The sequence below is a fragment of the Micromonospora sp. NPDC049114 genome, from assembly GCF_040648635.1.
Taxonomy (GTDB): Bacteria; Actinomycetota; Actinomycetes; order Mycobacteriales; family Micromonosporaceae; genus Micromonospora.
Window position 1 is genome coordinate 1225771 of record NZ_JBEZEA010000001.1, and the last position, 23344, is coordinate 1249114.

General features: G+C 71.9%; 24 protein-coding genes and 1 pseudogene. 21 read left to right on the plus strand and 4 right to left on the minus strand.

From position 1 onward, the window contains the following. The first annotated feature begins 5 nt into the window (after positions 1 to 5). From AB0B39_RS05855 to AB0B39_RS05865, 3 genes are all read left to right on the plus strand, one after another. Complete coding sequence (locus AB0B39_RS05855) at positions 6 to 776, plus strand: IclR family transcriptional regulator (RefSeq protein ID WP_357491350.1); 771 nt, start codon at positions 6 to 8, stop codon at positions 774 to 776. A 255-nt stretch (positions 777 to 1031) separates the two neighbouring features. After that, complete coding sequence (locus AB0B39_RS05860; RefSeq protein ID WP_357491352.1) at positions 1032 to 2462, plus strand: extracellular solute-binding protein; 1431 nt, start codon at positions 1032 to 1034, stop codon at positions 2460 to 2462. Then, positions 2459 to 4480 (plus strand): ABC transporter permease subunit, encoded by a 2022-nt coding sequence (locus tag AB0B39_RS05865; RefSeq protein WP_357573605.1) that lies wholly within the window; start codon positions 2459 to 2461, stop codon positions 4478 to 4480. The genes AB0B39_RS05860 and AB0B39_RS05865 overlap by 4 nt, the downstream gene beginning before the upstream one ends. 132 nt (positions 4481 to 4612) lie before the next feature. Here AB0B39_RS05865 and AB0B39_RS05870 read toward each other — a convergent pair whose 3' ends face one another. Next, positions 4613 to 5776 carry a low temperature requirement protein A gene (locus AB0B39_RS05870; RefSeq protein ID WP_357573606.1) on the minus strand — a complete coding sequence of 388 codons (1164 nt, stop codon included), beginning with the start codon at positions 5774 to 5776 and terminating at the stop codon, positions 4613 to 4615. 72 nt (positions 5777 to 5848) lie between these two features. Further along, positions 5849 to 6646 carry an SAM-dependent methyltransferase gene (locus AB0B39_RS05875; protein ID WP_357573607.1) on the minus strand — a complete coding sequence of 266 codons (798 nt, stop codon included), beginning with the start codon at positions 6644 to 6646 and terminating at the stop codon, positions 5849 to 5851. A gap of 141 nt (positions 6647 to 6787) precedes the next feature. Between AB0B39_RS05875 and AB0B39_RS05880 the strand changes: the two genes are divergently transcribed. From AB0B39_RS05880 to AB0B39_RS05900, 5 genes are all read left to right on the plus strand, one after another. Next, complete coding sequence (locus AB0B39_RS05880) at positions 6788 to 7252, plus strand: hypothetical protein (protein WP_234588520.1); 465 nt, start codon at positions 6788 to 6790, stop codon at positions 7250 to 7252. Between the two features lie 62 nt (positions 7253 to 7314). Next, on the plus strand, positions 7315 to 8043 hold the full coding sequence (locus AB0B39_RS05885; RefSeq protein WP_357491358.1) for a histidine phosphatase family protein: 729 nt from the start codon (positions 7315 to 7317) through the stop codon (positions 8041 to 8043). 7 nt (positions 8044 to 8050) lie between these two features. Next, positions 8051 to 8323: a hypothetical protein gene (locus AB0B39_RS05890; protein ID WP_357573608.1), complete on the plus strand. Its 273-nt coding sequence runs from the start codon at positions 8051 to 8053 to the stop codon at positions 8321 to 8323. A 17-nt stretch (positions 8324 to 8340) separates the two neighbouring features. Then, positions 8341 to 9318: a zeta toxin family protein gene (locus AB0B39_RS05895; RefSeq protein ID WP_357573609.1), complete on the plus strand. Its 978-nt coding sequence runs from the start codon at positions 8341 to 8343 to the stop codon at positions 9316 to 9318. A gap of 410 nt (positions 9319 to 9728) precedes the next feature. Beyond that, positions 9729 to 10355 carry a phosphatase PAP2 family protein gene (locus AB0B39_RS05900; RefSeq protein WP_357573610.1) on the plus strand — a complete coding sequence of 209 codons (627 nt, stop codon included), beginning with the start codon at positions 9729 to 9731 and terminating at the stop codon, positions 10353 to 10355. Between the two features lie 174 nt (positions 10356 to 10529). Here the strand turns inward: AB0B39_RS05900 and AB0B39_RS05905 are convergent, their stop codons facing one another. After that, the gene (locus AB0B39_RS05905; RefSeq protein ID WP_357573782.1) at positions 10530 to 11237 is read right to left on the minus strand and encodes an A24 family peptidase; all 708 of its coding nucleotides are present in this window, start codon (positions 11235 to 11237) and stop codon (positions 10530 to 10532) included. A 696-nt stretch (positions 11238 to 11933) separates the two neighbouring features. On the opposite strand from AB0B39_RS05905, the gene AB0B39_RS05910 reads away from it, so the two are divergent. The 12 genes and pseudogenes from AB0B39_RS05910 to AB0B39_RS05965 form a co-directional block, all read left to right on the plus strand. Beyond that, on the plus strand, positions 11934 to 12500 hold the full coding sequence (locus AB0B39_RS05910; RefSeq protein ID WP_357573611.1) for a hypothetical protein: 567 nt from the start codon (positions 11934 to 11936) through the stop codon (positions 12498 to 12500). Positions 12501 to 12547: 47 nt separating this feature from the next. Beyond that, positions 12548 to 13453, plus strand: a complete 906-nt coding sequence (locus AB0B39_RS05915) for a hypothetical protein (protein WP_357573783.1) — start codon at positions 12548 to 12550, stop codon at positions 13451 to 13453. A 46-nt stretch (positions 13454 to 13499) separates the two neighbouring features. Next, positions 13500 to 14159, plus strand: a complete 660-nt coding sequence (locus tag AB0B39_RS05920; RefSeq protein WP_234583206.1) for an SAF domain-containing protein — start codon at positions 13500 to 13502, stop codon at positions 14157 to 14159. A gap of 2 nt (positions 14160 to 14161) precedes the next feature. Then, entirely contained in the window at positions 14162 to 14962 is an 801-nt protein-coding gene (locus tag AB0B39_RS05925; RefSeq protein WP_234583205.1) for a ParA family protein, read from the plus strand. Then, positions 14952 to 16493, plus strand: a complete 1542-nt coding sequence (locus AB0B39_RS05930) for a CpaF/VirB11 family protein (RefSeq protein ID WP_357573612.1) — start codon at positions 14952 to 14954, stop codon at positions 16491 to 16493. Before AB0B39_RS05925 ends, AB0B39_RS05930 begins: the two co-directional genes overlap by 11 nt. Before the next feature lie 4 nt (positions 16494 to 16497). Next, positions 16498 to 17400: a type II secretion system F family protein gene (locus tag AB0B39_RS05935; RefSeq protein WP_357573613.1), complete on the plus strand. Its 903-nt coding sequence runs from the start codon at positions 16498 to 16500 to the stop codon at positions 17398 to 17400. A gap of 37 nt (positions 17401 to 17437) precedes the next feature. Then, the gene (locus tag AB0B39_RS05940; protein ID WP_357573784.1) at positions 17438 to 18307 is read left to right on the plus strand and encodes a type II secretion system F family protein; all 870 of its coding nucleotides are present in this window, start codon (positions 17438 to 17440) and stop codon (positions 18305 to 18307) included. 25 nt (positions 18308 to 18332) lie between these two features. After that, positions 18333 to 18536 (plus strand): hypothetical protein, encoded by a 204-nt coding sequence (locus tag AB0B39_RS05945; RefSeq protein WP_234583202.1) that lies wholly within the window; start codon positions 18333 to 18335, stop codon positions 18534 to 18536. Positions 18537 to 18543: 7 nt separating this feature from the next. Continuing rightward, positions 18544 to 18990 (plus strand): TadE family protein, encoded by a 447-nt coding sequence (locus tag AB0B39_RS05950; protein ID WP_357573614.1) that lies wholly within the window; start codon positions 18544 to 18546, stop codon positions 18988 to 18990. Beyond that, on the plus strand, positions 18987 to 19454 hold the full coding sequence (locus AB0B39_RS05955) for a TadE/TadG family type IV pilus assembly protein (RefSeq protein ID WP_357573615.1): 468 nt from the start codon (positions 18987 to 18989) through the stop codon (positions 19452 to 19454). The genes AB0B39_RS05950 and AB0B39_RS05955 overlap by 4 nt, the downstream gene beginning before the upstream one ends. Continuing rightward, on the plus strand, positions 19451 to 19882 hold the full coding sequence (locus tag AB0B39_RS05960; protein ID WP_357491374.1) for a pilus assembly protein TadG-related protein: 432 nt from the start codon (positions 19451 to 19453) through the stop codon (positions 19880 to 19882). Before AB0B39_RS05955 ends, AB0B39_RS05960 begins: the two co-directional genes overlap by 4 nt. Before the next feature lie 14 nt (positions 19883 to 19896). Beyond that, a pseudogene (locus AB0B39_RS05965) lies at positions 19897 to 20919 on the plus strand (LysM domain-containing protein); the annotation flags it as partial. 573 nt (positions 20920 to 21492) lie between these two features. Here the strand turns inward: AB0B39_RS05965 and AB0B39_RS05970 are convergent. Beyond that, positions 21493 to 22347 carry a Rieske 2Fe-2S domain-containing protein gene (locus AB0B39_RS05970; RefSeq protein ID WP_234583197.1) on the minus strand — a complete coding sequence of 285 codons (855 nt, stop codon included), beginning with the start codon at positions 22345 to 22347 and terminating at the stop codon, positions 21493 to 21495. A 196-nt stretch (positions 22348 to 22543) separates the two neighbouring features. Between AB0B39_RS05970 and AB0B39_RS05975 the strand changes: the two genes are divergently transcribed. Continuing rightward, positions 22544 to 23344 (plus strand): crotonase/enoyl-CoA hydratase family protein, encoded by an 801-nt coding sequence (locus AB0B39_RS05975; RefSeq protein WP_357573616.1) that lies wholly within the window; start codon positions 22544 to 22546, stop codon positions 23342 to 23344.

The window sequence follows — 23344 nt, forward strand, 5'->3', positions numbered from 1 at the left end:
TCGACATGCCCCGTGTGGTACCGGCAGTCATCCGCGCGCTTGACGTCCTCGAACTGTTCCTGGACTGCCCCCAGCTGTCGGCCCGTCAGGTGATGGAGCGACTCGACCTGCCCCGCACCACAGTCCACGAGTTGCTCGTCACCCTCGAGGCCCGCTCGTATCTGATCTCCGTACCGGGCCAGCCGGTGCAGTACCGGCTCGGCATGCCGCTGTTCCAGCTGGGCGCGGCGTTCGCGGGCCGGCTTGATCTGGTACGCGAGGCGCAGGGGGTCGCGCGGGACGTGGCCGCCAAGTGTGACGAGGCGGTTCATGTGGCGGTGCTCGACGGCGCCGATGTCATCTACCTCGTCAAGTTCGACAGCACGCACCCCGTGCGGATGGTGTCCGGTGTCGGGCTGCGCCTGCCGGCCCACTGCACGGCGGTCGGCAAGGTGCTGCTGTCAGCCCTCGATCAGGCGGACCTGGACGGCGTCCTGTTGAAGGATCCTCTGCCGGGGATGACGCCGGCCAGCATCACCGACCCGGAGCTGCTGCGTGAGCACCTGGAACGTGTCCGGGCGGACGGCGTCGCGGTAGACGTCGGCGAGTCGGACAGCGCGATGCGCTGCGTCGCGGCGGCGATCCGGGACCACTCCGGTGCCACCATCGCCGCGATGAGCCTGTCCGCGCCGATCATTCGCTGGACGCCTGAGGTGCAGGTGGAGTGGACCGGGCTGGTTCGGGACGGCGCTGCTGCGCTGTCGGCTCGCATGGGCTACCGGGCCCAGTCTCGATAGCCGACCTCCCGCTTTCGGCTCGAAACAACATCGAAACATTGACATAACTCACCAAGCTGCTCTAGCGTCGCGTCCACTCGATCCGGTATATCGAACCTAGTTCGAAATCTCGAACGGCGGTGGTCCCTTCTCGACGGGCGACCGCAGGTGGTCGCCGCCACAGAAACCCAACTGGAACACACAACCATCACGGCGTTCGCCAGGCGAGCCTTCGGCGTGCCGCCGTGCGCGGGGAAACGAAGGAGGCGAAGTTCCATGGAGGAAAAGTCGGCGTGGTCTCGGCGCGGCTTTCTGGGGGTGGGGGTGGGAGTGCTCGGCGCGACCGGCCTGGCCGCGTGTGGGGGCAGCTCCGAATCACCCAGCAAGGTGCAACCGGACGTTCCACAGGAGCTGATCGACGCCGCGTCGTCGATGAAGGGCTCCTCGATGGGGATGCTGTCCCAGAAGCTGTACTCGACGGCTGCGAACGAGGCCCTCGACAGCTCGATCAAGAAGTTCGCCGACACCACCGGCACGAAGATCGAGAACAGTCTGGTCCAGGCCGACGCCGGTGACGTGGTGGCCAAGATCGACGCCGAGGTCAAGGGTGGGGTGGCGCGCGACCTGGCGTTCATGACCGACTCACGGTTCGTCGCGCAGTTCCAGTCGCTGGGCGACCTGGAGGACGTGACGGACGTCGTCCAGGCGCTGACCGCCAAGTACGGCGAACCCTGCGCCGAGGCCAAGAACTTCTGCGTCTTCGACGGCAGGTGGTTCGCGATCCCGTACCACTTCATCGGGATCGGATCGTTCCTGCGTAAGGACTGGATGCAGGACAAGGGCATCACCCCGAAGGACATCTACAGCTGGGAGGAGCTGCGGGACCTGTGCCTGGAGATCTCCGATCCGGGCAAGCGGCGGTTCGGCTGGGGCATGACGGTCAACCGGTCCGGTGACGGCAACGGCATGATCGAGGCGCTGATCAACGCGTACGGCGGATCGATCGCCTCCAACGACGCCCGGAAGGTCACGTTCGACTCCCCCGAGACGGTGCAGGCGGTGACCTTCCTCGGCGACATCTACACCAATCCCAAGTACAAGCCGATGCTGCCGCCGGGGATCGCGAGCTGGACCGACACCAGCAACAACGAGAACTGGCTCGCCGGGATCCTCGGCTACACCCGCAACCAGTTCAGCGTCTACGCGGACTCCCGGACCAAGAAGAACCCGGTGCACGCCAACACCCACGTGTTCTCCGACTGCATCGGGCCGGCGACCAACAATCCCCTGCTGCTCGGCCAGTCGCAGGGCTTCGTCGTCTTCAAGGGCGCCAAGAACCCTCAGCTCGCCAAGCTCCTCGCGCAGTACCTGGTCAGCGCGCCCGCGCTGCTCGGCGTGGCGAAGGAGGCGCCCGGCCTGGTGATGCCCGCCTGGGAGAAGGTCTGGGACGCCGACCCGTTCTTCACCAGCGGTGACCCGGCGTTCCCGATGCTCCGCAGGATCACCGAACTGAAACTGCCGCTGAACACCAAGAACGGCCTGACCTTCCCGCAGAAGGCCAGCGCCGGCCAGCAGGCCGTCGGCTCGGCGTACGTCCTCACCGACATGATGCAGCAGGTCGTGCAGGGCACCGCGCCGGCGCAGGCCGTGAAGGCGGCCCACGCGAAGATGGTGCAGATCTTCAACCAGCAGGGGCTGCCGCAGTGAGGTCGGTCCGTCCCGCGCGGGTTCCGGCGGCGAGGGTCTCCCCGCCGCCGGGACCCGGCTCCCTCACGGCGGTCCAGCGGCGGCTGGGGCGTGACTGGCGACTGGCCGCGCTGTTCCTCGCCCCGATGGCCGTACTGGTCGGCGGGCTCGTCCTCGTGCCGATCGCTCGGTCGATCATCACCAGCACCACGGAACGACACGGGCAGGACACCGTTTTCGTCGGCCTGGACAACTACCTGCACCTCGTCGACGACGGCCAGTTCCACACGGGCGTGGTGAACTCGTTCGTCTTCACCGCGTACGCCGAGATCTTCAAGGTCGTGCTCGGGCTGGCCGCGGCCCTGCTGCTGCACCACCGGCGCCGCGGGCGGGCGGTGCTGGCGGGGTTGCTCCTGGTGCCGTGGGTGGTGCCGACCGTGGTGACGGCGTTCAGTTGGCGCGCGCTGCTCGACCCGATCTTCGGCAGCGTCAACAACCTGCTCACCGCCACCGGGATCGGACCGCTGCTGGTCGACCTGCACCTGGTCGACAGCTGGCCGGCGGGCTGGCTGTCCGACCCGGAGCTGGCCATGCCGTCGGTGATCCTCGTGAACGTCTGGAAGGGGGTGCCGTTCTTCACCGTGTGCTTCCTGGCCGGGTTGAAGGCCATCCCGGCGGACCTGTACGAGGCGGCGACAATCGACGGTGCCTCGTCGATGCAGCGGTTCGTCAACGTGACGCTGCCCGGACTGCGTCACGTGATCACCGTGACGGTGACCCTGTCGTCGATCTGGACGTTCAACAACTTCGACCTGGTCTGGCTGCTGACCCAGGGCGGCCCGGGTGACGTGACAGCGCCGTACGTGCTCGTCGCGTACTCGAAGGCGATTCTGCAGTTGCAGTACGGCGCCGGTGCGGCGGTCACGCTCATCATGCTTCCGGTCATCGGCGGGCTGGTGTTCCTCCTGGTCCGGCTGCTGCGTCAGGACTCGGGAGCGAACCTGCCCCGGGCACGACGCGCGGCGCTGCGGGTCGGTACGCGGGCGCGCAAGGCCCTGCCGTGGGTGATCACCGCGGTGGTCACCGGCCTGCTGCTCTGGGCTTCGCCGCAGATCTTCTGGAAGGCGGCGGTGATCCTCGGGGTGATCCTGCTGATCGCGGCGGCGGTCGGCCGCGTGGTCTCGACCCTCCAGTCGCGCGGCGGTCGCCGGGCATCCTCGACGGTGTCGGGCCTGGGCTCCTGGGTCGCGCTGGCCGGGCTGCTCTTCTTCGTGCTGGGTCCGCTGTACTGGATCGGGGTCACGGCCTTCAAGTCCGAGGGCCAGGTCGTGATGCGGACGGACGACCTGTGGCCGACACCCTGGACCACCGAGCAGTTCACCGCGCTCTTCGCCAACCAGCCGTTCGGCCGCTGGTACCTCAACACCCTCCTGGTGTCCGCGGCGTCCACGGCGGTGGCGCTGGTCTGCGCGGCCCTCGCGGGATACGCGCTGGCCCGGCTGCGGTTCCGGGGCGCGCAGGGCTTCACCGTCACGGTCCTGCTCACCTACGTGATGCCGGGCGCACTGCTGTTCATCCCGCTCTACCAGATGCTCATCGGCGCGCGGCTCACCGACTCGTTGTGGTCGCTGGTGGTCACGTACCCGACGTTCACGCTGCCGTTCGCCACCTGGCTGCTGGTCGGGTACTTCTCGTCGATCCCCGTCGAGCTGGAGGAGGCCGCGCTCGTCGACGGGTGCAGCCGCATCCAGGCGTTCGGCCGGGTGGTGCTGCCCCTGGCCAAGCCGGGGCTGCTGGCGGTCGCGCTCTTCACCCTGACCAACGCCTGGAACGAGTTCCTGTTCGCTTTCGTGTTCATCACGAAGGACGAGTACAAGACGCTGCCGGTGGGGATGCAGTCGATGATCGCCGGAGATGTCGTGCCCCAGGGACAACTCGCCGCGGCGTCGCTGCTCGTCAGCATCCCCGTGGTGATCATGTACGCCCTCGGGCAGCGCTTCCTCACCGAAGGGCTCACCGCGGGCGCGGTGAAGGGCTGACGCACGTGGACGCCGAACCCGTCGCGTGGCGTGGTCCGGACGGGCCGCTGGCGCCGATCGGGCACCAGCGGCCCGGCACGGCAGATTCCGCTACGGCACGCCGCCCGCCAGCCGACTGTCTTTCGCCTGCCGTCAGTCAGTCGACCCGCGCCGGCGGTAGGTGAAGAGAGCGGCGTGGTCCAGGACCGCCACCACGAGCACCACGGCGGTGGCGACCGCGCTGATCATTAGCAGCGGCAGCCGCAGGGCGGCCGCCGCGCCGGCCAGCACGAGCAGCGCGCCGACCCGAGGCCAGGACAACCGCCGGTGGATGGCCAGCGAGAACAGGATCCGGCCGACGAGGAACAGCGTGGGGCCGCCCAGGATGGCCGCGACAGCCGCCAGGTCACCGACCTCGGAGGGGTGGGCGATGCTCAGCTCGGCTCCGACGGCCGTCACCACTATGCCGGCGATCATCACGAGGTGCAGGTACCCGGTGACGACACCGAGCCGGGACGGATCGGCGTGCTCGATGGCCGAGCCCAGGTGCCGACCGGCAGGGGTCACGTAGAGCAGCCCGATCAGCACGGCCGTGACGAAGACCAGCAGGAAGGCGGCGGTCTCGGCGAGATCCAGGCGGGTGCCGGCGTACGAGAGCCCGGCGGCCAGGACGAGTTCGCCGAGCGCGATGATCATGATCTGCTGGTAGCGCTCGGCGAAGTGCGCTCCAGCGAGGCGCAACTCCTGCTGACGGGCGCGACCCAACCTCGGCGTGGGCCAGCCGAGCCGTGGACCGGTCACGTCGATCGCGAGGGCGAGCACCCAGAGCGGCACCCGCCACTGCGGCAGGAACGCGCCCGCCAGCCACGGCACCGCGGTGGCCGCGTACCAGCAGAGGATCCGCAGCGCCCGGCGCTGCCGGGGATGACCGCGCAGCATCGAGGCGGTGACCACACCCCGGACGAGGTGGACCGCGACGTACGCGCCGGCGAAGAGCACCCCCCGCTCCCCGAGCGCCTGCGGGGTCGCCACCCCGGCCAGCAGGCTCCCCAGCGTGGCGGCGACCAGCACCACGCGGATCGCCGGGGTCTCCGGGTCGTACCAGTCGGCGCTCCAGGTGGTGGTCACCCAGATCCACCAGACGCCGGCCAGCAGCAGGGCGGTGCGCAGGGCGCCGGCCAGCGTGAGGTCGTTCAGCAGGTGCACTGCCGACTGGCTGAGGGCGAGCACGAACGCCAGGTCGAAGAAGAGCTCCAGGAACGAGGCGCTCAACGGCACGTCGCTTCCCCGCAACAGCCGCTCGGGCCTGCTCGCCATCGGCGCTCCTCCCGGTGGCAGGCGCTGGATCCGTCGTACCACCCGGGGCCGGGCACCGGAGGCGAAAACGCGTCAGCGGCGCACACCGACCCCGGCGTAGCCGTGTGCGTCCCCGGCCTCCGGCTCGGCGTCCGGCCGCCACCTGGTGGTCTCGACCAGGCCGGGCTCCACCAGGTCGTACCCGTCGAAGAAGCGCAACGTCTCGGCGTGGGTGCGGGGCACCAGCGGAGCGCTGCTGGCGCGGTAGACGGCCTGCCCCCGCTCGGCCACCTCCGGCGGGACGCCGTCCAGCGTCAGGTGCGACAGCACCAGGTGGCTGCCGGGCACTGTGGCGTCGCGCAGCCGGGCGACCGCGGCCCACGGGTCGTCGTCGTCCGGCACGAAGTGCAGCACCGCGAGCAGCAGCACGGCCACCGGACGGTCCAGGTCGAGCGTGGCCCGCACCTGCGGGTGGGCCAGCAGGTCGTCCGGCCGCCGCAGGTCACCCTGCACGACGGCCGTGCCGGGCACGTCGGTCAACAACCGCCGGGCGTACGCGACGGCCACCTCGTCGTAGTCGACGTAGACCACCCGGGCGTCCGGCGCCACGGCCCGCACCACCTCGTGCACGGTCCCCTGGGTGGGCAGACCCGCCCCGATGTCCAGGAACTGGTGGACGCCCTGCCCGGCGGCGTACCGGACGGCCCGGCGCAGGAAGTGCCGGTTGGTCTGCGCGGCGAGCCCGGTGCCCGGGAAGATCTCCAACACCCGCTCGGCTGCGGCGCGGTCGGCGGCGAAGTTGTTGCTGCCACCCAGGAAGTAGTCGTACATCCGGGCGACGTTGGGTCGGGCGGTGACGTCGGTGGTGTCGGGTGCCGGCTGGTCGGTCACGAGGGGGTCCCTTCGCCGCGGTCGGATCTCGATGTCTAGCAGCCGGGGCGACGACCCGCTGACCCCTCGTGTCGTTGATCCGGCTGCACCCCTGGTCAGTGCCGACCACGGTGGGGGCACCGAATCACCGAGGGGGACGCGATGACCGGTCAGCGGGAAACCGTGCGGGTCGACCACGACCTGTTCCGCGCCGTGTACGACTCGCCCGCGTCGCTGCCCGGCCGGCACCGGTGGACCACACCGGAGTCGGACGTCCGGCGTCTGGAGAAGCTGCTGGGAATGCCGGCACGCACCATCGGCGCCCCGCTGTGGGTCAGCGGCGACGAACCGGACTGCCCGAAGTGCGGCCGGCGGATCACCTGGTACGACATCGTCTCGTCGGCCCTCACGGGCCTGCACGACAAGAACATGATCGCCACGGTCATCCTCGGCGAACACCGGTACGTCAACACCGAGGTGCCGGAGGCCATCGCCGGGGTGCGCTGCGCCGACTGCCACACCGCGATCGACGGCCTGCGCAGCTTCAAGTGCCACAACTGGGCGTACGCCTTCGAGGCGCTGGAGGCCGTGCGCGAGCGCATGGCGGGCGGACCCGCGCCGACCTGAGCGCCAACCGGCAGACCCGCGCCTACAACGGACCCGTGGCCCCCACTATGAAGAATGGAGACATGGACACCGTCGCTGAGCTGACCCTCATCCGACACGGGCAGAGCCTGGCTAACGTCGCCTTCGCCGATGCACACGCACGAGGGCTGACCGATCATGGTCTGACCGGGCGAGATGCCGACATCGAGCTGTCGTCGCTGGGATGGGGGCAGGCAACCCGACTCGGTCACTGGCTCGCCGCTCTACCCAGTCACCGCCGGCCCCAAGTCGTCGTCTGTTCCCCCTATGTCCGCGCTCGGCAGACCTGGTCACGAGCGGCGGAAACCGCGGCGCAGTCGGGTGCCGACTACCCCCTCGCCGTCGTCGATCACCGTCTCTGCGATCGGCTCATGGGCGACCTGGAGCTACTGACCCCCGCCATGATCGCTCAACGGTTCCCCGCGGAGGCAGCCCGGCTCGCGGCCGAAGGCGAGTTCTCCTACCAGCCTCCTGGTGGTGAGTCGTTCGCCGACATCGCTCGACGCCTGGCGGCCGTGCTGGCGGACCTGAACACCCAGCACGCGGGCCGGCGCGTCCTGCTCGTGGCCCACGACGCCGTGGTCGTGGTGATGCGCCACCTCATCGAAGGTCTCGGGTTCGACGAGATCGCTGCCATCGTCGCGACGACTCCGGTCGCGAACACGTCGATCACCCGGTACGACGGCACCGCCGGCGGTCTCACGCTGGTGGAGTTCGCCGCGACCCCGCACCTTGAGCCAGGAAGGGACGAGCATGCCTTCGTCGGGAAATGATGAGTCGGTGTTGGGGAGCCTCACCCCGTCGTCGTTGACACCGGAGCAGCTCCACGATCACCAGGTCACCCGAGACCTGATCGCCCAGGCCCTCGCGGCCCAGTCCGCTCGCCGCTACGAGCTGGAGCAGGCCGGCGGTGACCAGGGCTCCCTGGAGCAGGTCATCGCGTCTCAGAGCCGTCTCGCGGGGGCCCTACGGGATCTCGATCCCGCCGACATCGACAAGGTCGCCCGGCTCCGTGAGGAGTGCGTCGCCGTGCTGCGTCAGGCACGCCGTTGACCGAGTTCCCTGACGGCGTGCTCTCCGAGGACGCCAACGAGCGGATCTTCCGCGAGCAGATCGTCCCGATGTTCCTCACCGGCGCCCCATCCCAGCAGCGGCCGGTGGTGGTCATCGTGGGAGGACAGACCGGCGCGGGCAAGACGGCGGTCACCGCGATGGTGAAGCGAGCGCTGGGCGCGGGCAGTGCCTTCATCAACATCAATATGGACTTCTACAACCCGATGCACCCCAGCTTCCACCGCTGGCAGGCCGAGGACGAAACCACGGCCAGCGCGAAGGTGCGACCAGACGGGGAACGCTGGTGGGGCAAGGCCCAGCAGTACGCCATCGACAACCGCTGTCACGTCGTCCTCGAGTCGGCCATGCGCTACGAGAGCGAGTTCGAGGACATCGCCCGCCGGTTCCACGACGCCGGCTACCGCGTCGAGGTCGCCATCGTCGCGGTCCCCGAGGCCCTCAGCCGCCTGGGGATCCTGCACCGGTACTGGAGCGAGGTCGAGGCAGTCGGCCGCGGCCGACTGATCGACACCGCCGTTCACGACGAGTGCTACCGCGGCGTCATCCGCGGTGCACACGCCGTCGACACCCAAGACTTGGCGCACGTCGCCTTCGCGTTTCGACGCAATGGCGAGGTCGTCTACGCCAACACCAGCACCGCCGCCGCTTGGCAACGCTCTCCTGCGCTCACGGCCGCCATCAGCGCCGAACGCCAGCGCCCCTGGACGCCCACCGAGCGGGCCTGGTACCTCGACAACTCTCACCGGCTACGTAGCGCCATCGATCCCCGCTGGCATCCAGTCCTCGATGCGATCGACACGGCAGCGGCACCGCTGCTGACAACGCCCGCCAGCGCCCACGCCCGGCGGGCTGCCCTGGCTATGTACGGCAGTACCCGGCAGGCGATTCGAGGCAGGACCGATGCTCCGGGGGTTACCAGGCCGGGTCCTGCCATTGACCGCTCAGCCCCTAGCCAACGCGACCTGGGCCGGTGACGACCCGTCGGCCATCGAGCCTGCTGTGTGGAAACAAGGGCGCCCGGCCTCCGGACAACTCGACGTAACCAGCTCCTGATCCTCACGTTTGAGGCCGGTCCGTAGTTTGCAGACGCGACCTGAGCCGGCCTCGGCCGAGCGGCGGGTGGGGCGGCGACCCGGTGGCGACGTCGGCTCGGGCCCGGGGTCGGGCACCGGCGGCATCGGCCGGGTGATCGGACCGTCGCAGGCGACGCCAGGTGCAGTCCGTCGGCGGTCTTGTCCCCGAGGTCCGCAGCCATGAGGCGCCTGTGCGATCGCTGGACGAAAGTCGTGCGGCCGGCTCGACCTTCGACTGCGGCGCCGCCCGCTGCCGCGTTCCTAGGGTGTCTCCCAGATGAACGAGGTATGAACGTCTAGTGAGGTGATTCATGGCCGCCAACGGCAGCACGGACGTTCCAGAGATCAGCGCCGAGTGGTACCGCGACATCGTCGACGCGGCAGCCGGCACCCCGACCCCGGTGCAGTGGTTCGTCGGGCACGCCACCGAGGGGGTGATCCTGCTGCTCGGCGCGCTGCTGGTGGCGGCCGCGGTGCGCCGCCTGGTCGGCGGCCCGCACGACCGGGCACTCGCCCTGGTCGCGCCGCTGCCGACCCTCCTGGCGTACGCGGGCAGCGAATGGCTCAAGACAGTGGTGGACGAGGACCGGCCGTGCCGGACGGTGGGCCGGGCGATCATCGCCGGCACCTGCCCACCACCCGGTGACTGGTCGTTCCCCAGCAACCACGCCACAATTGCCGGCGCGCTGGCGATCACCACACTGCTGCTCTCCCGACGGCTCGGGCTGGTCGCGCTGCCGCTGGCCGTGCTTGCCGCCTTCTCCCGGGTCTTCGTGGGCGTGCACTACCCGCACGACGTGGCCGCCGGCCTGCTGCTCGGCGCCCTGGTCGCCATGGTGGCGACCCCGCTTCTGGCCCGCCCGACCGCTGAGGCGCTGCGCCGTCGCGCCGATGCCCGCCGCCCGGTACCGGACCTCGCCAGCCGACCCCGCCCCTGACCCCGCCACCCAACGGCACGTGCCCTCCGCGCGGGGCGCCGCCCGCGCGGAGCGCCACGCGCCTCGCCCACAAGATCGTGCTCGATCCTGGTTCTAGTGGCCTCGGTCGCGCGGGAGGCCACTACATCTTGGATCGAGCACGATCTTGCGAGCCGCTGGCGGCGGGGCCGCGTGTCAGGAGGTCAGGAGGAGGGCGGCCACCGTGCCGAGCAGCAGGAACGGGCCGAACGGCAGGTGCGTGCCCCACCGGGCCCGTCGGGCGACCAGCAGTCCCACACTCACCAGCGCGGACAGCCCGAACGCGAGCAGCAGCCCGAGGAGCAGGACGGGCAGGCCGTACCAGCCGAGCAGCGCTCCCACGCTGAGCGCCAGTTTGGCGTCGCCCAGGCCGAAGCCCCGGCGGCCGAGCAGCAGTGTGCTGACGGCGAAGAACAGCGCCAGCCCCGCGCCGGAGGCGACGGCCCGCAGCCAGGGGCCCGCGTCGGTGTCGGCGAGCGCGGCCGCGCCGAGCAGCAGCCAGGTTCCGGCCGCCGCCGGCAGGGTGAGCCGGTCGGGCAGCCGGTGCACGGCCAGGTCGACGAGGACCGCCGGCACGGTCCACGCGAGCCACCAGGCCAACGCCGGCAGACCCCCGCCCGACGGGCCGACCAGCGCCAGCAGCGCCACTGCGGCGAGCGCGGCCAGCTCGACAGTGCCGGGCGGCGGGCCGACCCGGGCCCGGCACCTGCCGCACCTGCCGAAGGGGCCGAGCGCCGGCCAGGGCCGGGTCAGGCCGATCGCCGCGCCGCACGCGTCGCAGCCGGTCCGGCTGGGGGTGCCCGAGGGTACGGCGTAGCGCACGACGGCGAACCGCAACAGCGGACTGACCGCCACGATCGCCAGCCCGGTCGCGAGCCGAGGGCGGTCAGTTCCCGAGACCGGCCCAGTTGCCTGATCGGTCGGGTTCCGCCGGCCGGGTGCCGCCGCTGGGGGGCCGGTCAGCGCCACGTGGACCACGCCGAACGCCGGCCACCCCTCGTAAAGGTGAACACGGATCGTGACTGAACGCTCGCTCGGGTGTAGCGGATGGCGCGGAAACCGACGCTTGCCAGTCGTCGCACGACCGCCCTCCCGTCGGAGGCCAGGCTCGGCGGCGTGCCGGTCGGGGCAGCCCGTCCGCCGCTCCGGGGTGCCGTCCGGATGCCGGGATGGATGCACGATGTCCCACTCTCAGGACCGACCCGGGGGGTGCGGCGGATCAACCCCGGCCAGCGAGGCCGGACCATCGGCGGCCCCTCGACCGGCAATCGTCCGCAGTGCAGCACGGACACCCGCCACCACCACCCATCATCACTCAGAGTGTTCACTTGAATTGCCTCTGTTGCATCGGCGAGCGTCAGCCTATGCTCGCCCCTTGGGTGTGACGCAAGCCTCACCTCAATGACCGGACAACACGGGACCTTGCATTTGTAGAAGATCCGTAACGGTGAATGCAGAAGCGCAATGAACAGCTCCGGAAGGCACTGATCCGGGCGCGCTTCCGCATGCCCGGCGGCGGTGCTTCGTCGCACGTCGGGCGATCACGAGGAGGGTTCAGCGGTGCACGGACGGCAGCTCAGGCGAGCGGCAATCTGCCTGCTGGCGGTCGTGGCGGCGGTGCCGGTCACCGCCTGCGGCAGCGGGCAGGAGACGGTCGACCGGCCGGCGACGACGCGGGGCGACGGGGTGCGGGCCGATTCGGGCGTCGAACGGGAAGCTGCCGAAAAGGCGGCGCTCGACGCGTACTCCGGTTATCTCGCGGCATCGCGGACGGCGAGTCGACGCAGCGATCCACACGCGCCGGAACTGTCCCGGTTTCTCGCTGATCCGCTGCTGACCCGGGTGCAATTGTCCATTCGCGACGCAAAGGAGCACGGCGCGATGCGTACCGGGACGTTGGCGTCCGATCCCAGCGTGACCGCCGTGAGCCTGGACTCAGATCCGGCAACCGTGGAGATCCAGGACTGCCTGGACGCGACCGGCTACCGGCTGATCTACACCAAGGACCAGCGCGTGGTCCCGGGCAGCGGTGGCGGCAGACATCTGGCCACCGCCACCGCCACCCGCTACCCCGACGGTCGCTGGCTGATCAGCTCCGGCTCGGCGCACCCGGACCAGCCGTGCTGACCCGGGGGCAGGGAGCCCGCACCGGCGAGGTCGGCGCGGCCCGGCGGATGCTCGCGGGGGCCGGTCTGGCGCTGCTGCTGGTGGCCGGCGCGTCCCTGCCGGCCGCCGCGGCCCACCGCGCCGACCCGGGGGCCGAATGTCCGCCCGGCCAACCGGACTGCAACGTCTGGGACGACGAGCCCGGCACGCCGGGCGGCCCCGGCGGCGGAGGCGACAACGGCGGCGGGGGCGACAACGGCGGCGGCGGGGGCGGCGGTGTCTGTCAGTGGGGCGGGCGGACGATCCCCTGCTACGACGACCTGCTGGGCTGGTTCAACAACGGTGACGGGTGCTACTACAAGCTCGCCTCGCCGCAGAAGCCGGCACCCGAGGGTCAGCAGTGGTACGTGCAGACCTGCAACGGCGGCGATCTCGGCGCACAGGACACGGTGCTGCGCGACGGGCCACCGCCCGGCTTCGGCGCTCCGCCGGACCCGGAGGAACTGGCCCGGCGGGCTCTCGCGTCGATCAAGCTGCTGCCGGCACGACTCAAGGTGGCACCCCGCAAGGACATCGGCCCCGGCCTGGTCGGCCTGCCGGTCTGGATGTGGGCCACCCCGAGCGCCAGCTACTTCGGGCCGCTGCGCGCCTCCGCGTCCGACCGCGGGCTGACGGTCTCCATCGAGGCCAAGGTCGACCGGATCGTCTGGAGCATGGGCAACGGCGACACGGTCACCTGCACCAAGGCCGGCACTCCGTACGACCCGAAGGGCAAGCGGGCCGGCCGCACCTCCCCGGACTGCGGCTACGACCACGGCTATCCGAAGGCCGGCACCTACCGGGTGGGCGCCACCACGTACTGGACGGTGCGCTGGTGGACCGACGACGGCGACGAGGGTGACCCGATCCCGCAGACCCGGACCAGCGGCACCGTGCCGGTCCAGATCAAGGAACTCCAGGTGGTGACCAGGTGAGTGAGCCGGTTCTGCGAGCCACACAGTCGGGAATGGAGATCGAACGGTGAGTCTGGCAACGCGTAACGCGACCGGGCCGGTGGACGCGCCGGTCAGCCCGCCCAAGGTGGTCCGGCAGCGCCGCGTCCGCCCGGGGCTGCTGGGTCTCGCCGTACTCCTGATCGCCCTCGGTGGGCTGGGTGCGGCGTTCGCGGTCACCTCGGTCCGGGCCACCGGCAGCTACCTCGCGGTGGCCCGTCCGGTGGAGGTCGGTCGGGAGGTCAGCGCCGCCGATCTGATCACCGTGCAGGTCGCCGGCGGCCAGGGGTTGCACCCGGTGCCTGCGGCACGGCTGAACGAGGTGGTCGGCAAGCGTGCCGCCGTGGCGCTGGTGCCCGGCACCCTGCTCACCCTCGGGCAGGTCACCGACGACCCGCTGCTCGGCCCGGGTCAGCAACAGATCGCGCTCGGCCTGAAGACCGCCCAGGTGCCGGCCCGCGCACTGCACCCCGGCGACAAGGTGCTGCTGGTCAGCACCCCGGACGAGAACGCCACCGGGGCGGCTGCCGGAGCGGGCACCCGGTTCGCGGCCACCGTCATCGACATGGTCAGCCCGACGGACGACGAGAAGGTGCTGTACCTGGCGCTGCTCATCCGGGACGTACCCGCAGTGGTGGCGTTGGCCGCCCAGGAGCGGATCGCGGTCGTGCTGACCGAGGCGGCCTGAGCATGGCGATCATCGCGTTGGTGTCCGCGAAGGGTTCGCCCGGCGTGACCACCTCGGCGTTGGCCTGTGCCCTGACCTGGCACCGCCGGCTGGTCCTGGCCGAGTGCGACCCGGCCGGCGGGTCGGTCCTCGCCGGCTACCTGGGTGGTCAGCTGGACGGGCCGCGCGGCATCGGCGAGCTGGCCGTCGGGGAGCTGCGCGACGGCAACCTGGAGACCGCGTTCTGGTCCCAGCTGGTCGACCTGGACGCGCCGCGCCGGGAACGGCTGCTGCTGCCCGGGTTGGTAGATCCGGCGCAGGCCGGCAGCGTCACCCCGCTCTGGCAGCGCTTCGCCGACTACTTCAACGCCCTGGACCGGGGTACCCCCGGCTACGACGTGCTCGTCGACTGCGGCCGGCTGCACGTCACCGGCCCACCGTGGCCACTGCTGCGGGCCGCTTCGGTGGTGCTGCTGGTGACCCGGGCCCACCTGCCCGACCTGTCCGGCACCCGGGCGGTGGTCACCGCGATCGAGCGGGACTTCGCCGAACACCGGGTGCCGCCGGGCACCCTGCGGCTGCTGCTGGTCGGCGACGGGCACGGGCGCGCGGAGATCAGTCGCGGACTGAAACTGCCGGTGATCGCCCGGCTGCCGCACGACCCGCGTACCGCAGGGGTGCTGGCCCTCGGTGGGACCGTGCGGTCCGGACGGCCGCTGCTGCGCGCGGCCGCCGCGCTGGAGGTGCCGGTCGGCGCGCTGCTGGAACGCCGGCGGGCGCGGCTGGCCTGGCCGGTGCAGCAGGGGGTGCCGGATGCGGTTTGAGCCCGTCTCCACCGACCCGCGTCAGCAGCCGCCGGCCGCGACGTCCACCGCGCCGCCGCTGGCCCCACCGAACGGCCGGCACCACCAGTCGGCTGCGGTGCCGCAGCCGATGCCCACGGCCACGCCGCCGCCGGAGGTGGCACCCCGACCCCGGATGGACTTCCAGGTGGTCCGGGAGCTGCGCCGGGAACTCACCGAGCGGCTCACCCTGTGGCAGCGCGGCCGGGAGTTCACTGTCGACGAGGAGGACACCGAGCGGGCCCGGCTGGCCGTCACCGTGGTCGCCGAGTACGCGGACGCGGTCCGTCGCGCCGGAACGCCGATGGCCGCCGGCGAGGAGCGCCTGCTGCTCGACCAGGTGACCGCCGAGCTGGTGGGGCTGGGCCGGCTGCAGACCCTGCTGGTCGACGACACCATCGAGGAGGTGCACATCCTCGGCTGCGACGTCGTGCGCATCACCCGGCACGGCGGTGGGGTGGACTGGGCCGAGCCGATCGCCGACAGCGACGCCGAACTGGTGGAGATCCTTCAGGCGGCGGCGCGGCGGGCCGGCGCGACCGAACGGTCACTGTCCACCGTGAAGCCGACCCTGGACCTGCAACTGCCCGACGGCAGCCGACTGGCCGCGGTGTTCCTGGTCAGCCACCGGCCGTACGCGGTGATCCGCAAGCACAACACCCTGGACGTGAGCCTGGACGACGTGGCCGGCGCCCGGGGTGACCTGGACGAGATGATCGACCCGCTGCTGCGCGACTTCCTGCGTGCGGCGATGCGCGCCGGGTTGAACATCATGGTCGCCGGGCTGGCCGGCGCCGGGAAGACCACGATCATCCGGGCGCTGATGAACGAGATCCCGCCCGACGAGCCGTACGTGCTGCTGGAGGAGAGCCGGGAGTTGTTGCCGGCCCGTCGCCGGGAGCGGCACCGGGCGGTGATGAGCTTCGAGGCGCGGGAGGGGCACGGCGAGCGCGGCTTCGACGGCCGGCCGGCGGGTGAGGTGACGATCGCCGACCTCATCCCGCTCTCGCTGCGGATGGGCGTGCTGCGGATCATCGTGGGCGAGGTCCGGTCCCGGGAGATCGTGCCGATGCTCCAGGCCATGACCACCAGCCGGGGCTCGATGTGCACCATTCACGCCCGTACCGCGGCCGGGGTGGGTGAACGGATCGTCGAGCTGGCGCTGGCGCACGGCCGGGAGATGACAGTCGACCAGGCCCGCCGGATGGCCGGCAACGCCCTCGATCTGATCGTCTACGTCACCGTCGAGGACGAGAGCGCGATCGGCGGCCGTAAGCACCGGTTCGTCTCGCACGTGGAGGAGGTGATCGGGGCCGGTGAGGCCGGACAGATCACCACCACCACCGTCTTCGGTCCCGGGCCGGACGGCCGCGCCGTCCCCCGGCACCTCCCAGAACGGGTCCGCGACCAGTTGCTGCGGGTGGGGTACGACTCCCGGCTGCTGACCCGCTGGATCGAGGCCGGTACGGGTGCCTGGCGGCGTCCCCGACAGACCCGACTGGCCCGGCGGTGACCTGATGGGGAACAGCCTGGAGTTGATCGCGGTGGTCTCCGGGGCCGCCTGTGTGGCCGGACTGCTGCTGGCTGTCGTCGCGCTGGTGGGCAGCCGTCGGCCCGCCGGGCCCGCCCCGGGAGCAGGGCCCGGGCTGAGCCGCCTCTGGCGTGGCTCCGGCGCCACACCTGCCGAGCGGCGGGCCTACCAGGCGCTGCTGCTCACCGCTGTGGTCGCCGGGGCGTTGGCGTTCCTGCTGACCGGGCTGCCGGTGGTGGGCCTGCTGGTGGCGGTGGCGGTGCCCGGCACGCCGTGGCTGTTCGCCGTGGGCAAGGCCGAGCAGCGGGCGATCGCCCGGATCGAGGCCGTCGGCGAGTGGACCCGCCGGCTCAAGGACGTCTCCGGTACGGGCCAGGGCCTCCAACAGGCGATCATCAGCACGATCGGCAGCGTGCCACCCGGCATCGAGGACGAGGTACGGCTGCTCGCCGCCCGGTTGCAGGCCGGCTGGCTGGCCCGTTCCGCGCTGCTGGCGTTCGCCGACGAGATCGGCGACCCGGTGTGCGACCAGGTCGTGGCGGCGCTGATCCTGCACCTCACCGACCGGGGTGAGCGGCTGGGCGACGTGCTGGGCTCGATCGCCGGCGCGGCGGCCGCGGAGGTGGCGACCCGCCGGGAGATCGAGGCCAAGCGCACCCAGCCCCGGTTCACGGTCCGCTTCCTGACCGGGATGACGCTCGCGACGCTGGCGTACGGGCTGGTCAACACCGAATACATCACGCCGTACGGCACACCGACGGGTCAGGTGGTGATGGCCGCTCTCGGTGCCGCCTTCATCGGCCTGCTGGCCTGGGTGCGGTCGATGAGCCAGCCGCAGCGGCCGGCCCGGTTCCTGCCGGCGCCCGACCCCCAGGAGGTGATCGCGTGAGCGCGAGTGCCACCGTCCCCGGAAGGAGCCTGCGGTGATCGTCAACTGGCTCCTCGGCGTCGCCGTGTCCGGTGGAGCGGCGATCGGGTTGGGCCTGTTCCTGGTGATCCGGGAGCTGGTGCCGGCGACCCCCGCGCTCGGGCCGGCGCTGCGCCGCCTGCACCAGCCGCCGGGCACCGGGCGGGTGGCCGCTCCCGCCTCCCGCCGGTTGGACTGGCTGACCGGGCTGTCCCGCTGGTTGCGACCGCCGCACCGGCAGCTCGCCCTGATCGGCCAGACCCCCGAGCAGTACGCCCTGTCGGTGCTGCTGTCCGCGCTCATCGGACTGGCCACGCCGACGCTGCTCGGGGTGGCGCTGTTCGTGCTCGGCGTCTCGCTGCCGCTTGTCGTACCGGTGCTGGGTGGCCTCGGCATGGCGCTGATCGCCGCTCTGCTGGCGCACCGCTCGGTGCTGGCCAAGGCGGACGCCGCCCGCGACGAGTTCCGCCAGGCCGTCTGCACGTACCTGGATCTGGTGGCGCTGCAGCTCTCCGCCGCGCACGGGCCGGTGCAGTCGCTGGAGCGGGCCGCAGCGGTCTGTGACGGCTGGGTGTTCGACAGGCTGCGGGAGTCGCTGCGGATCGCCCAGATGCAGATGCACGCGCCCTGGGACGAGCTGCGTGACCTCGCCGACAAGATCGGCATCCCGGAGCTGGGCGACGTCGGCGCGATCATGCGCTCCTCCGGCAGCGAGGGTGCGCAGGTGCACGAGACGCTGCGCAGCCGGGCCGACTCGCTGCGCGACCAGATCCGCACCGACAACCTGGCCCGCGCCGAGGGCGTGACCAGCCGACTCGACATCCCGGGCGCACTTCTCGTCTTCGTGCTGCTCGGCTTCGTCGTCTATCCGTTCATCGCCCGTGTCTGATCCGACCCCCGAGAAGGAGTACGCCATGTCCATCCTCACCTACCTGCACGTCGTGGTGACGACGCGCTTCGCCGAGCTGCGGCGCGACGGCGAGCGGGGCGACAGCCCGGTACCGACCGCCGTGATCATCTTCGGTCTGGTCTTCGTGGCGACAATCGTCACCGGCCTGGCCCTCGGCAAGGCCAACGACTGGATGAAGGCCATCCCGAGCCACACGAACCCGAAGTAGCCGGCAGATGCGCCGAGCCGCGTTCGCAAGGTGGCGCCGGGCGGTTCACGCCGCCCGGTGTCGCCTCGTGGCCGGCGACCGGGAGCGGGGCGCCAACCCGGTGGAGCTGGCCGTGGTGATGCCGCTGATCCTGGTGCTGCTGTTCGCCTCGCTCCAGGTCTCGGCCGTCTTCCTGGCCCGTTCGACGGCGTTGAACGCCGCCCAGAGCGGGGTCAACGCCCAGCGGCTCTACAACGCGTCCGACGGTGCCGGGACGGCAAGCGCCACCCGGTTCCTGTCCGCCACCGGCGGCTGGCTGCTGGGCTGGAACAAGGCCGGCGGCCCGAGCTGTGTGACCACCGATGTCGAGGTGACCTGCACGGTGACCGGCCGGTCCCTGTCCGTGGTGCCCGGCGTGGACTTCGAGGTGGAGCAGACCGCGCACGGGACGGTGGAGCGGGTGACCCCGCCGTGAACCGGCCCGCCGAGCGGGGCTCGGTCTCCATCGAGGTGGCGGTGCTCGCGCCCGCGTTCATCGCGCTGATGGTGCTGGCCGGAGTGGCCGGACGCAGTGCGGTGGCGGCGGAGGCCCTCGACGCCGCAGCACACGACGCGGCCCGCGCCGCCTCGATCTCCCGGAATCCGGCCGACGCCCGCGAGGAAGCACGCGAGGCGGCTCAGCAGCAGCTGGACTGGCGGGGGCTGAACTGCACCGGCACTCCGACCGTGACGTTCAGCGGCACGGTCGGAGGCGCCGTCACCAGCTTCGACCGGGCCTACCGCAGCGCGCTCGGCCAGGACGCGACGGTCACCGTCACTGTCGCCTGCCGGGTGTCCTTCCGGGATCTGCGCCTCTCGGCGGTGCCCGGCATGCCCAGCGAGAACCGCATCGAGGCCAGCTTCACCTCACCACTGGACCGCTACCGGAGTCGGGGATGAACGACCGGACGATCTCCGGCGACCACGGCCGGGTCAGCATCTTCCTGGCGGTGGCGATGGTCGGCGTACTGGCCATCGTGGGGCTCTCGTTCGACGGCGCCGGCCAGCTGCGCACGCTGCAACGCGCCGACAACCTGGCCGCCGAGGCGGCCCGCGCGGGCGGGCAGGCCATCGACCGGGCCACCGCGATCGAGGGCGGGCCGACGCGGATCGACCAGCCGCAGGCCCGCGTCGCGGTCGCCAACTACCTCTCCGCAGCCGGCACCACCGGCCACACCGTGAGCTTCCCGCAGATCGCCGGGGAGACAGTCGTCCGGGTACGCGTCACGATCACCTACCGCCGCTCGATGCTCGGGCTGTTCGGCTTCGCCGACCGGGTCACCGTCACCGGCGAGGCGACCGCGCGGGCCATCACCGCAGGACCGTAGGAAGGAAGGCCGCCATGTCCGCATCGGGTCGGTCCGTCGTACGGCGGACCGGACGCGTCCTCACCGGCGTCGGCGCGCTCGTCGTGCTCTTCGCTCTGGTGGCGGGTGCGCCGGTCGCGCTGCTCGCCTTCGCGGGCAATCCCCTGCCCGACCATCTGCCCAGCCTCGCCGAGGTGGGCACCGTCCTGACCAGCCGCGACGACGGGCAGCTCTTCCTGCGGGCCCTGGCGCTGGCGGGCTGGTTCGGCTGGGCCACGTTCGCCTTCTCCGTGGTGGTGGAGCTGGGTGCGCAGATTCTGCGCCGACCGGCGCCGAAGTTGCCGGGGATGAGCCGCCAGCAGAAGGCCGCCGCCGCGCTTGTCGGTTCGGTCGCGCTGATCCTCGCCGCCAGCCCGGCCGCCGCCAGCGCCGCGGCGGTCTACACCGGTCCGGCGTACGCCCAGTCGAGCGCTTCGAGCAGCGCCGCCCGGCTGCCCGACGGTGGGGCGCTCGGGATGGCCGGTAGCGGGCCGCTCGCGACGACGGGCAGCGGGCCGCTCGGGCTGGTCGCGCCGGGTGGGCCGAGCGCCGGTGACCAGGCGGCGCCGGTGTATCGCGTGGCGCGGGGCGACTACCTCGGCGAGGTGGCCGAGCGGTACCTCGACGAGTTCGGCGACTATCGACAGCTCGCCAAGCTGAACCGGCTGGACGACCCGGACCGGATTCGCCCCGGCCAACTGCTCCGGCTGCCGACGGAGGCCGCCGACCAGGGCGCCCGCACGCACGCCACAGGCAAACTCGTCGGCCGGCCCGCCGCGCCCAAGCCGCCGGCTCAGCGGCCGGCCCCCGAGCGGACCGCGCCGGAGCGGGCGGAACAGGCGCCCCCCGGCGGTACGGAGTCGACAGGTCAGGTACCCCCGATGACAGTCGGCGCGGCTCGGGCCGCAACCACCGACCGGGTGAACCGACCGCTCGCGGTCTCCGCCGTGCTGGCCGTGGCGAGCATCGTGGGTGCACAGATCGGCGCGGTTCTCGGGCTGCGCCGCCGTCCCGCCACCGCCGGTGCCGCCCCCCGGATGGCCGCGGCTGCCCGCGCACCCCGACGCGGCGCGGGTCGGAGCAGCGGCAGCTCCCGCAGTGGTCGTCGGAGCAGCGGCGCCGCGTGGGCCGCCAGCCGTGCGGCAGCCGCCACCGAGAGCACGGCACCGCCGACCGGAGGCCCGGCCCCCAGCGGCGTGCCGGCCCGGACCGGCGAGGAGGGCTGGGCTGGCCCGGCGGGCTCGACGGGTCAGGCCGGCTGGACCGGCCGTGACCAGCACGGATTGGGTGCCGACGGGTCCGGCTGGGATGCCGTGCCGGACGAGCCATCGACCGGTCGACACCGACGAAGCTGACCGGCCACGCGGCGGCACGCGGCCTGAAGAGCGACATACCTCAGAGGTATATCTATGACTCTGAGGTATGTCAGCCGAGACCAACACCGCTCCGGCGGCGCGGAGATGCCGACGGCATCCAATGACAGCAACACCAGCCCGACCGCGCGGAGACGCCGACGGCATTCGATGAGGGCCACACCAGCCCGACGGCGCGCGGGAACACCGACGCCGTCCGGCCACGCTCAGCGGAGCGTGTCAGGGCAGGCGGGTCTGCAGGACGCCGTCCTGGATGCGGGTCGGCAGGATCTGCTGGTCGTTGCCGGAGGGCCCCTGCACGACCTCGCCGCCGTTGAGCCGGAAAGCGCTGCCGTGCCACGGACAGACCACGCAGGCGTGGCCGTCGATCTCCTGGACCTCGCCCTCGCCGAGCGGTCCGCTCTGGTGCGGGCAGCGCTCCAGCATCACGGTGACCTCGTCACCGTGGCGGTAGAGGATCACCGAGATGTCATCGTCGACCTCCCGGGTGATCAGTGTGCGCTGCGGCAGGGTGGCCATGTCGGCAAGTGAGTGCCAGCCGTCGCTCATCCGGTGCAGCTCGGACACGCTCTGGTTGACCTGGGCGCCCTGCTTGTACGCCAGGTGGCCTCCGATGTACGCGCCGAGGCTCACGGCGGAGAGGCCGAGGAAACCGAGCGCCCGACCGACACCGTGCCGCCCGGACAGCCGCGCCGCCAACGAGCCGGCGTAGAGACCCACGCCGACGGTGTTCGCTGCGGCGTGCACCAGGCCGACCCGGCGCTGGTCCCGGGAGAGCGCCGCCCAGTCGTTCAGACCGGCGACCGCCGCCGGCAGCGCGCTGACCGTGCCCAGGCCGACCAGCACGGTGGCCGGCCGGCGCTGCCCCGGCATCAGGTCCAGCACGGCGGCGCTGATCCACGCGCCGACCGGCACCTGCACCATCGCCGGATGCAGCGGATGCCCCAACGTCACGCCGTGCAGCAGGTCCCGCAGCCGCCGCGGACGCAGCGTCCCGAGAACCACCTTCTGCAGACGGTCTCCCGTGCGGTCCAGCCGGGAGTCCTGCTCAACTTTCGTCAATAGCGCTCGCACAGGTACCGACTTCCCGGCGATCGCCATCACAAACCGACCACCGGCGACAAACCTGCCGCGTCCCCGTACGCGCCGATCTTGCACTTTCTGTCCCGACGAACCAGGGCACAAGCCGCGATCCGCCGACCGAAAGTGCAAGATCGACGGGGCGGGTGTGGGGGTGCGGGGGTGGGAGGTTCGGGGGGATGCTGGGGGGATGGGTGTGCGGGTGGAGCGGGTGGGGGCCGTCAGCACGGTGATCGTGGATCGTCCGGAGGCTCGGAACGCTGTGGACGGGCCTACCGCGCGGGCCCTGGCGGATGCCTTTCGGGCCTTTGAGGCCGACCCGACGGCGGCGGTGGCCGTGCTCTGGGGTGCCGGTGGCACGTTCTGCTCGGGCGCCGACCTCAAGGCGATCGGCACGCCCAGCGGCAATCGGGTCGAGCCGGAGGGAGACGGCCCGATGGGTCCGACCCGCATGGCGCTCAGCAAGCCGGTGATCGCGGCGATCTCCGGGTACGCGGTGGCCGGCGGCTTGGAGCTGGCGCTCTGGTGCGACCTGCGGGTCGCCGAGTCCGACGCCACGCTCGGGGTGTTCTGCCGTCGCTGGGGAGTGCCGCTCATCGACGGCGGGACGGTCCGGCTGCCCCGGTTGATCGGGGAGAGCCGCGCGATGGACCTGATCCTCACCGGGCGGGCGGTGCCGGCCGACGAGGCGTACGCCATGGGGTTGGTCAACCGGGTGGTGCCGCCGGGCCAGGCGCGGGCGGCGGCCGAGGAGCTGGCCGCGGCGATCGCCAGGCATCCCCAGACCTGCCTGCGCAACGACCGGGCGGCCGTGCTGGCCGGCGCTGGACGTCCCGAGGCCGAGGCGCTGGCGACCGAACTGGCGTACGGGATGGATTCGCTGGCCACCGACGCGGCGGCCGGCGCGGCCCGGTTCGCCGCGGGCGAGGGCCGGCACGGCACGACGCCGCCGGGAGGGTGGGACCCCCCGACGGCGTCGGCTACCGGCTAG

What these genes read in the sequence shown, in the direction of transcription:
- AB0B39_RS05855 (WP_357491350.1), top strand. Translation starts at nt 6, where the DNA reads ATGCCCCGTGTGGTACCGGCAGTCATCCGCGCGCTTGACGTCCTCGAA.
- AB0B39_RS05860 (WP_357491352.1), top strand. Translation starts at nt 1,032, where the DNA reads ATGGAGGAAAAGTCGGCGTGGTCTCGGCGCGGCTTTCTGGGGGTGGGG.
- AB0B39_RS05870 (WP_357573606.1), bottom strand. Translation starts at nt 5,776, where the DNA reads ATGGCGAGCAGGCCCGAGCGGCTGTTGCGGGGAAGCGACGTGCCGTTG.
- AB0B39_RS05880 (WP_234588520.1), top strand. Translation starts at nt 6,788, where the DNA reads ATGACCGGTCAGCGGGAAACCGTGCGGGTCGACCACGACCTGTTCCGC.
- AB0B39_RS05885 (WP_357491358.1), top strand. Translation starts at nt 7,315, where the DNA reads ATGGACACCGTCGCTGAGCTGACCCTCATCCGACACGGGCAGAGCCTG.
- AB0B39_RS05900 (WP_357573610.1), top strand. Translation starts at nt 9,729, where the DNA reads ATGGCCGCCAACGGCAGCACGGACGTTCCAGAGATCAGCGCCGAGTGG.
- AB0B39_RS05915 (WP_357573783.1), top strand. Translation starts at nt 12,548, where the DNA reads ATGCTCGCGGGGGCCGGTCTGGCGCTGCTGCTGGTGGCCGGCGCGTCC.
- AB0B39_RS05925 (WP_234583205.1), top strand. Translation starts at nt 14,162, where the DNA reads ATGGCGATCATCGCGTTGGTGTCCGCGAAGGGTTCGCCCGGCGTGACC.
- AB0B39_RS05930 (WP_357573612.1), top strand. Translation starts at nt 14,952, where the DNA reads ATGCGGTTTGAGCCCGTCTCCACCGACCCGCGTCAGCAGCCGCCGGCC.
- AB0B39_RS05935 (WP_357573613.1), top strand. Translation starts at nt 16,498, where the DNA reads ATGGGGAACAGCCTGGAGTTGATCGCGGTGGTCTCCGGGGCCGCCTGT.
- AB0B39_RS05945 (WP_234583202.1), top strand. Translation starts at nt 18,333, where the DNA reads ATGTCCATCCTCACCTACCTGCACGTCGTGGTGACGACGCGCTTCGCC.
- AB0B39_RS05950 (WP_357573614.1), top strand. Translation starts at nt 18,544, where the DNA reads ATGCGCCGAGCCGCGTTCGCAAGGTGGCGCCGGGCGGTTCACGCCGCC.
- AB0B39_RS05960 (WP_357491374.1), top strand. Translation starts at nt 19,451, where the DNA reads ATGAACGACCGGACGATCTCCGGCGACCACGGCCGGGTCAGCATCTTC.
- AB0B39_RS05975 (WP_357573616.1), top strand. Translation starts at nt 22,544, where the DNA reads ATGGGTGTGCGGGTGGAGCGGGTGGGGGCCGTCAGCACGGTGATCGTG.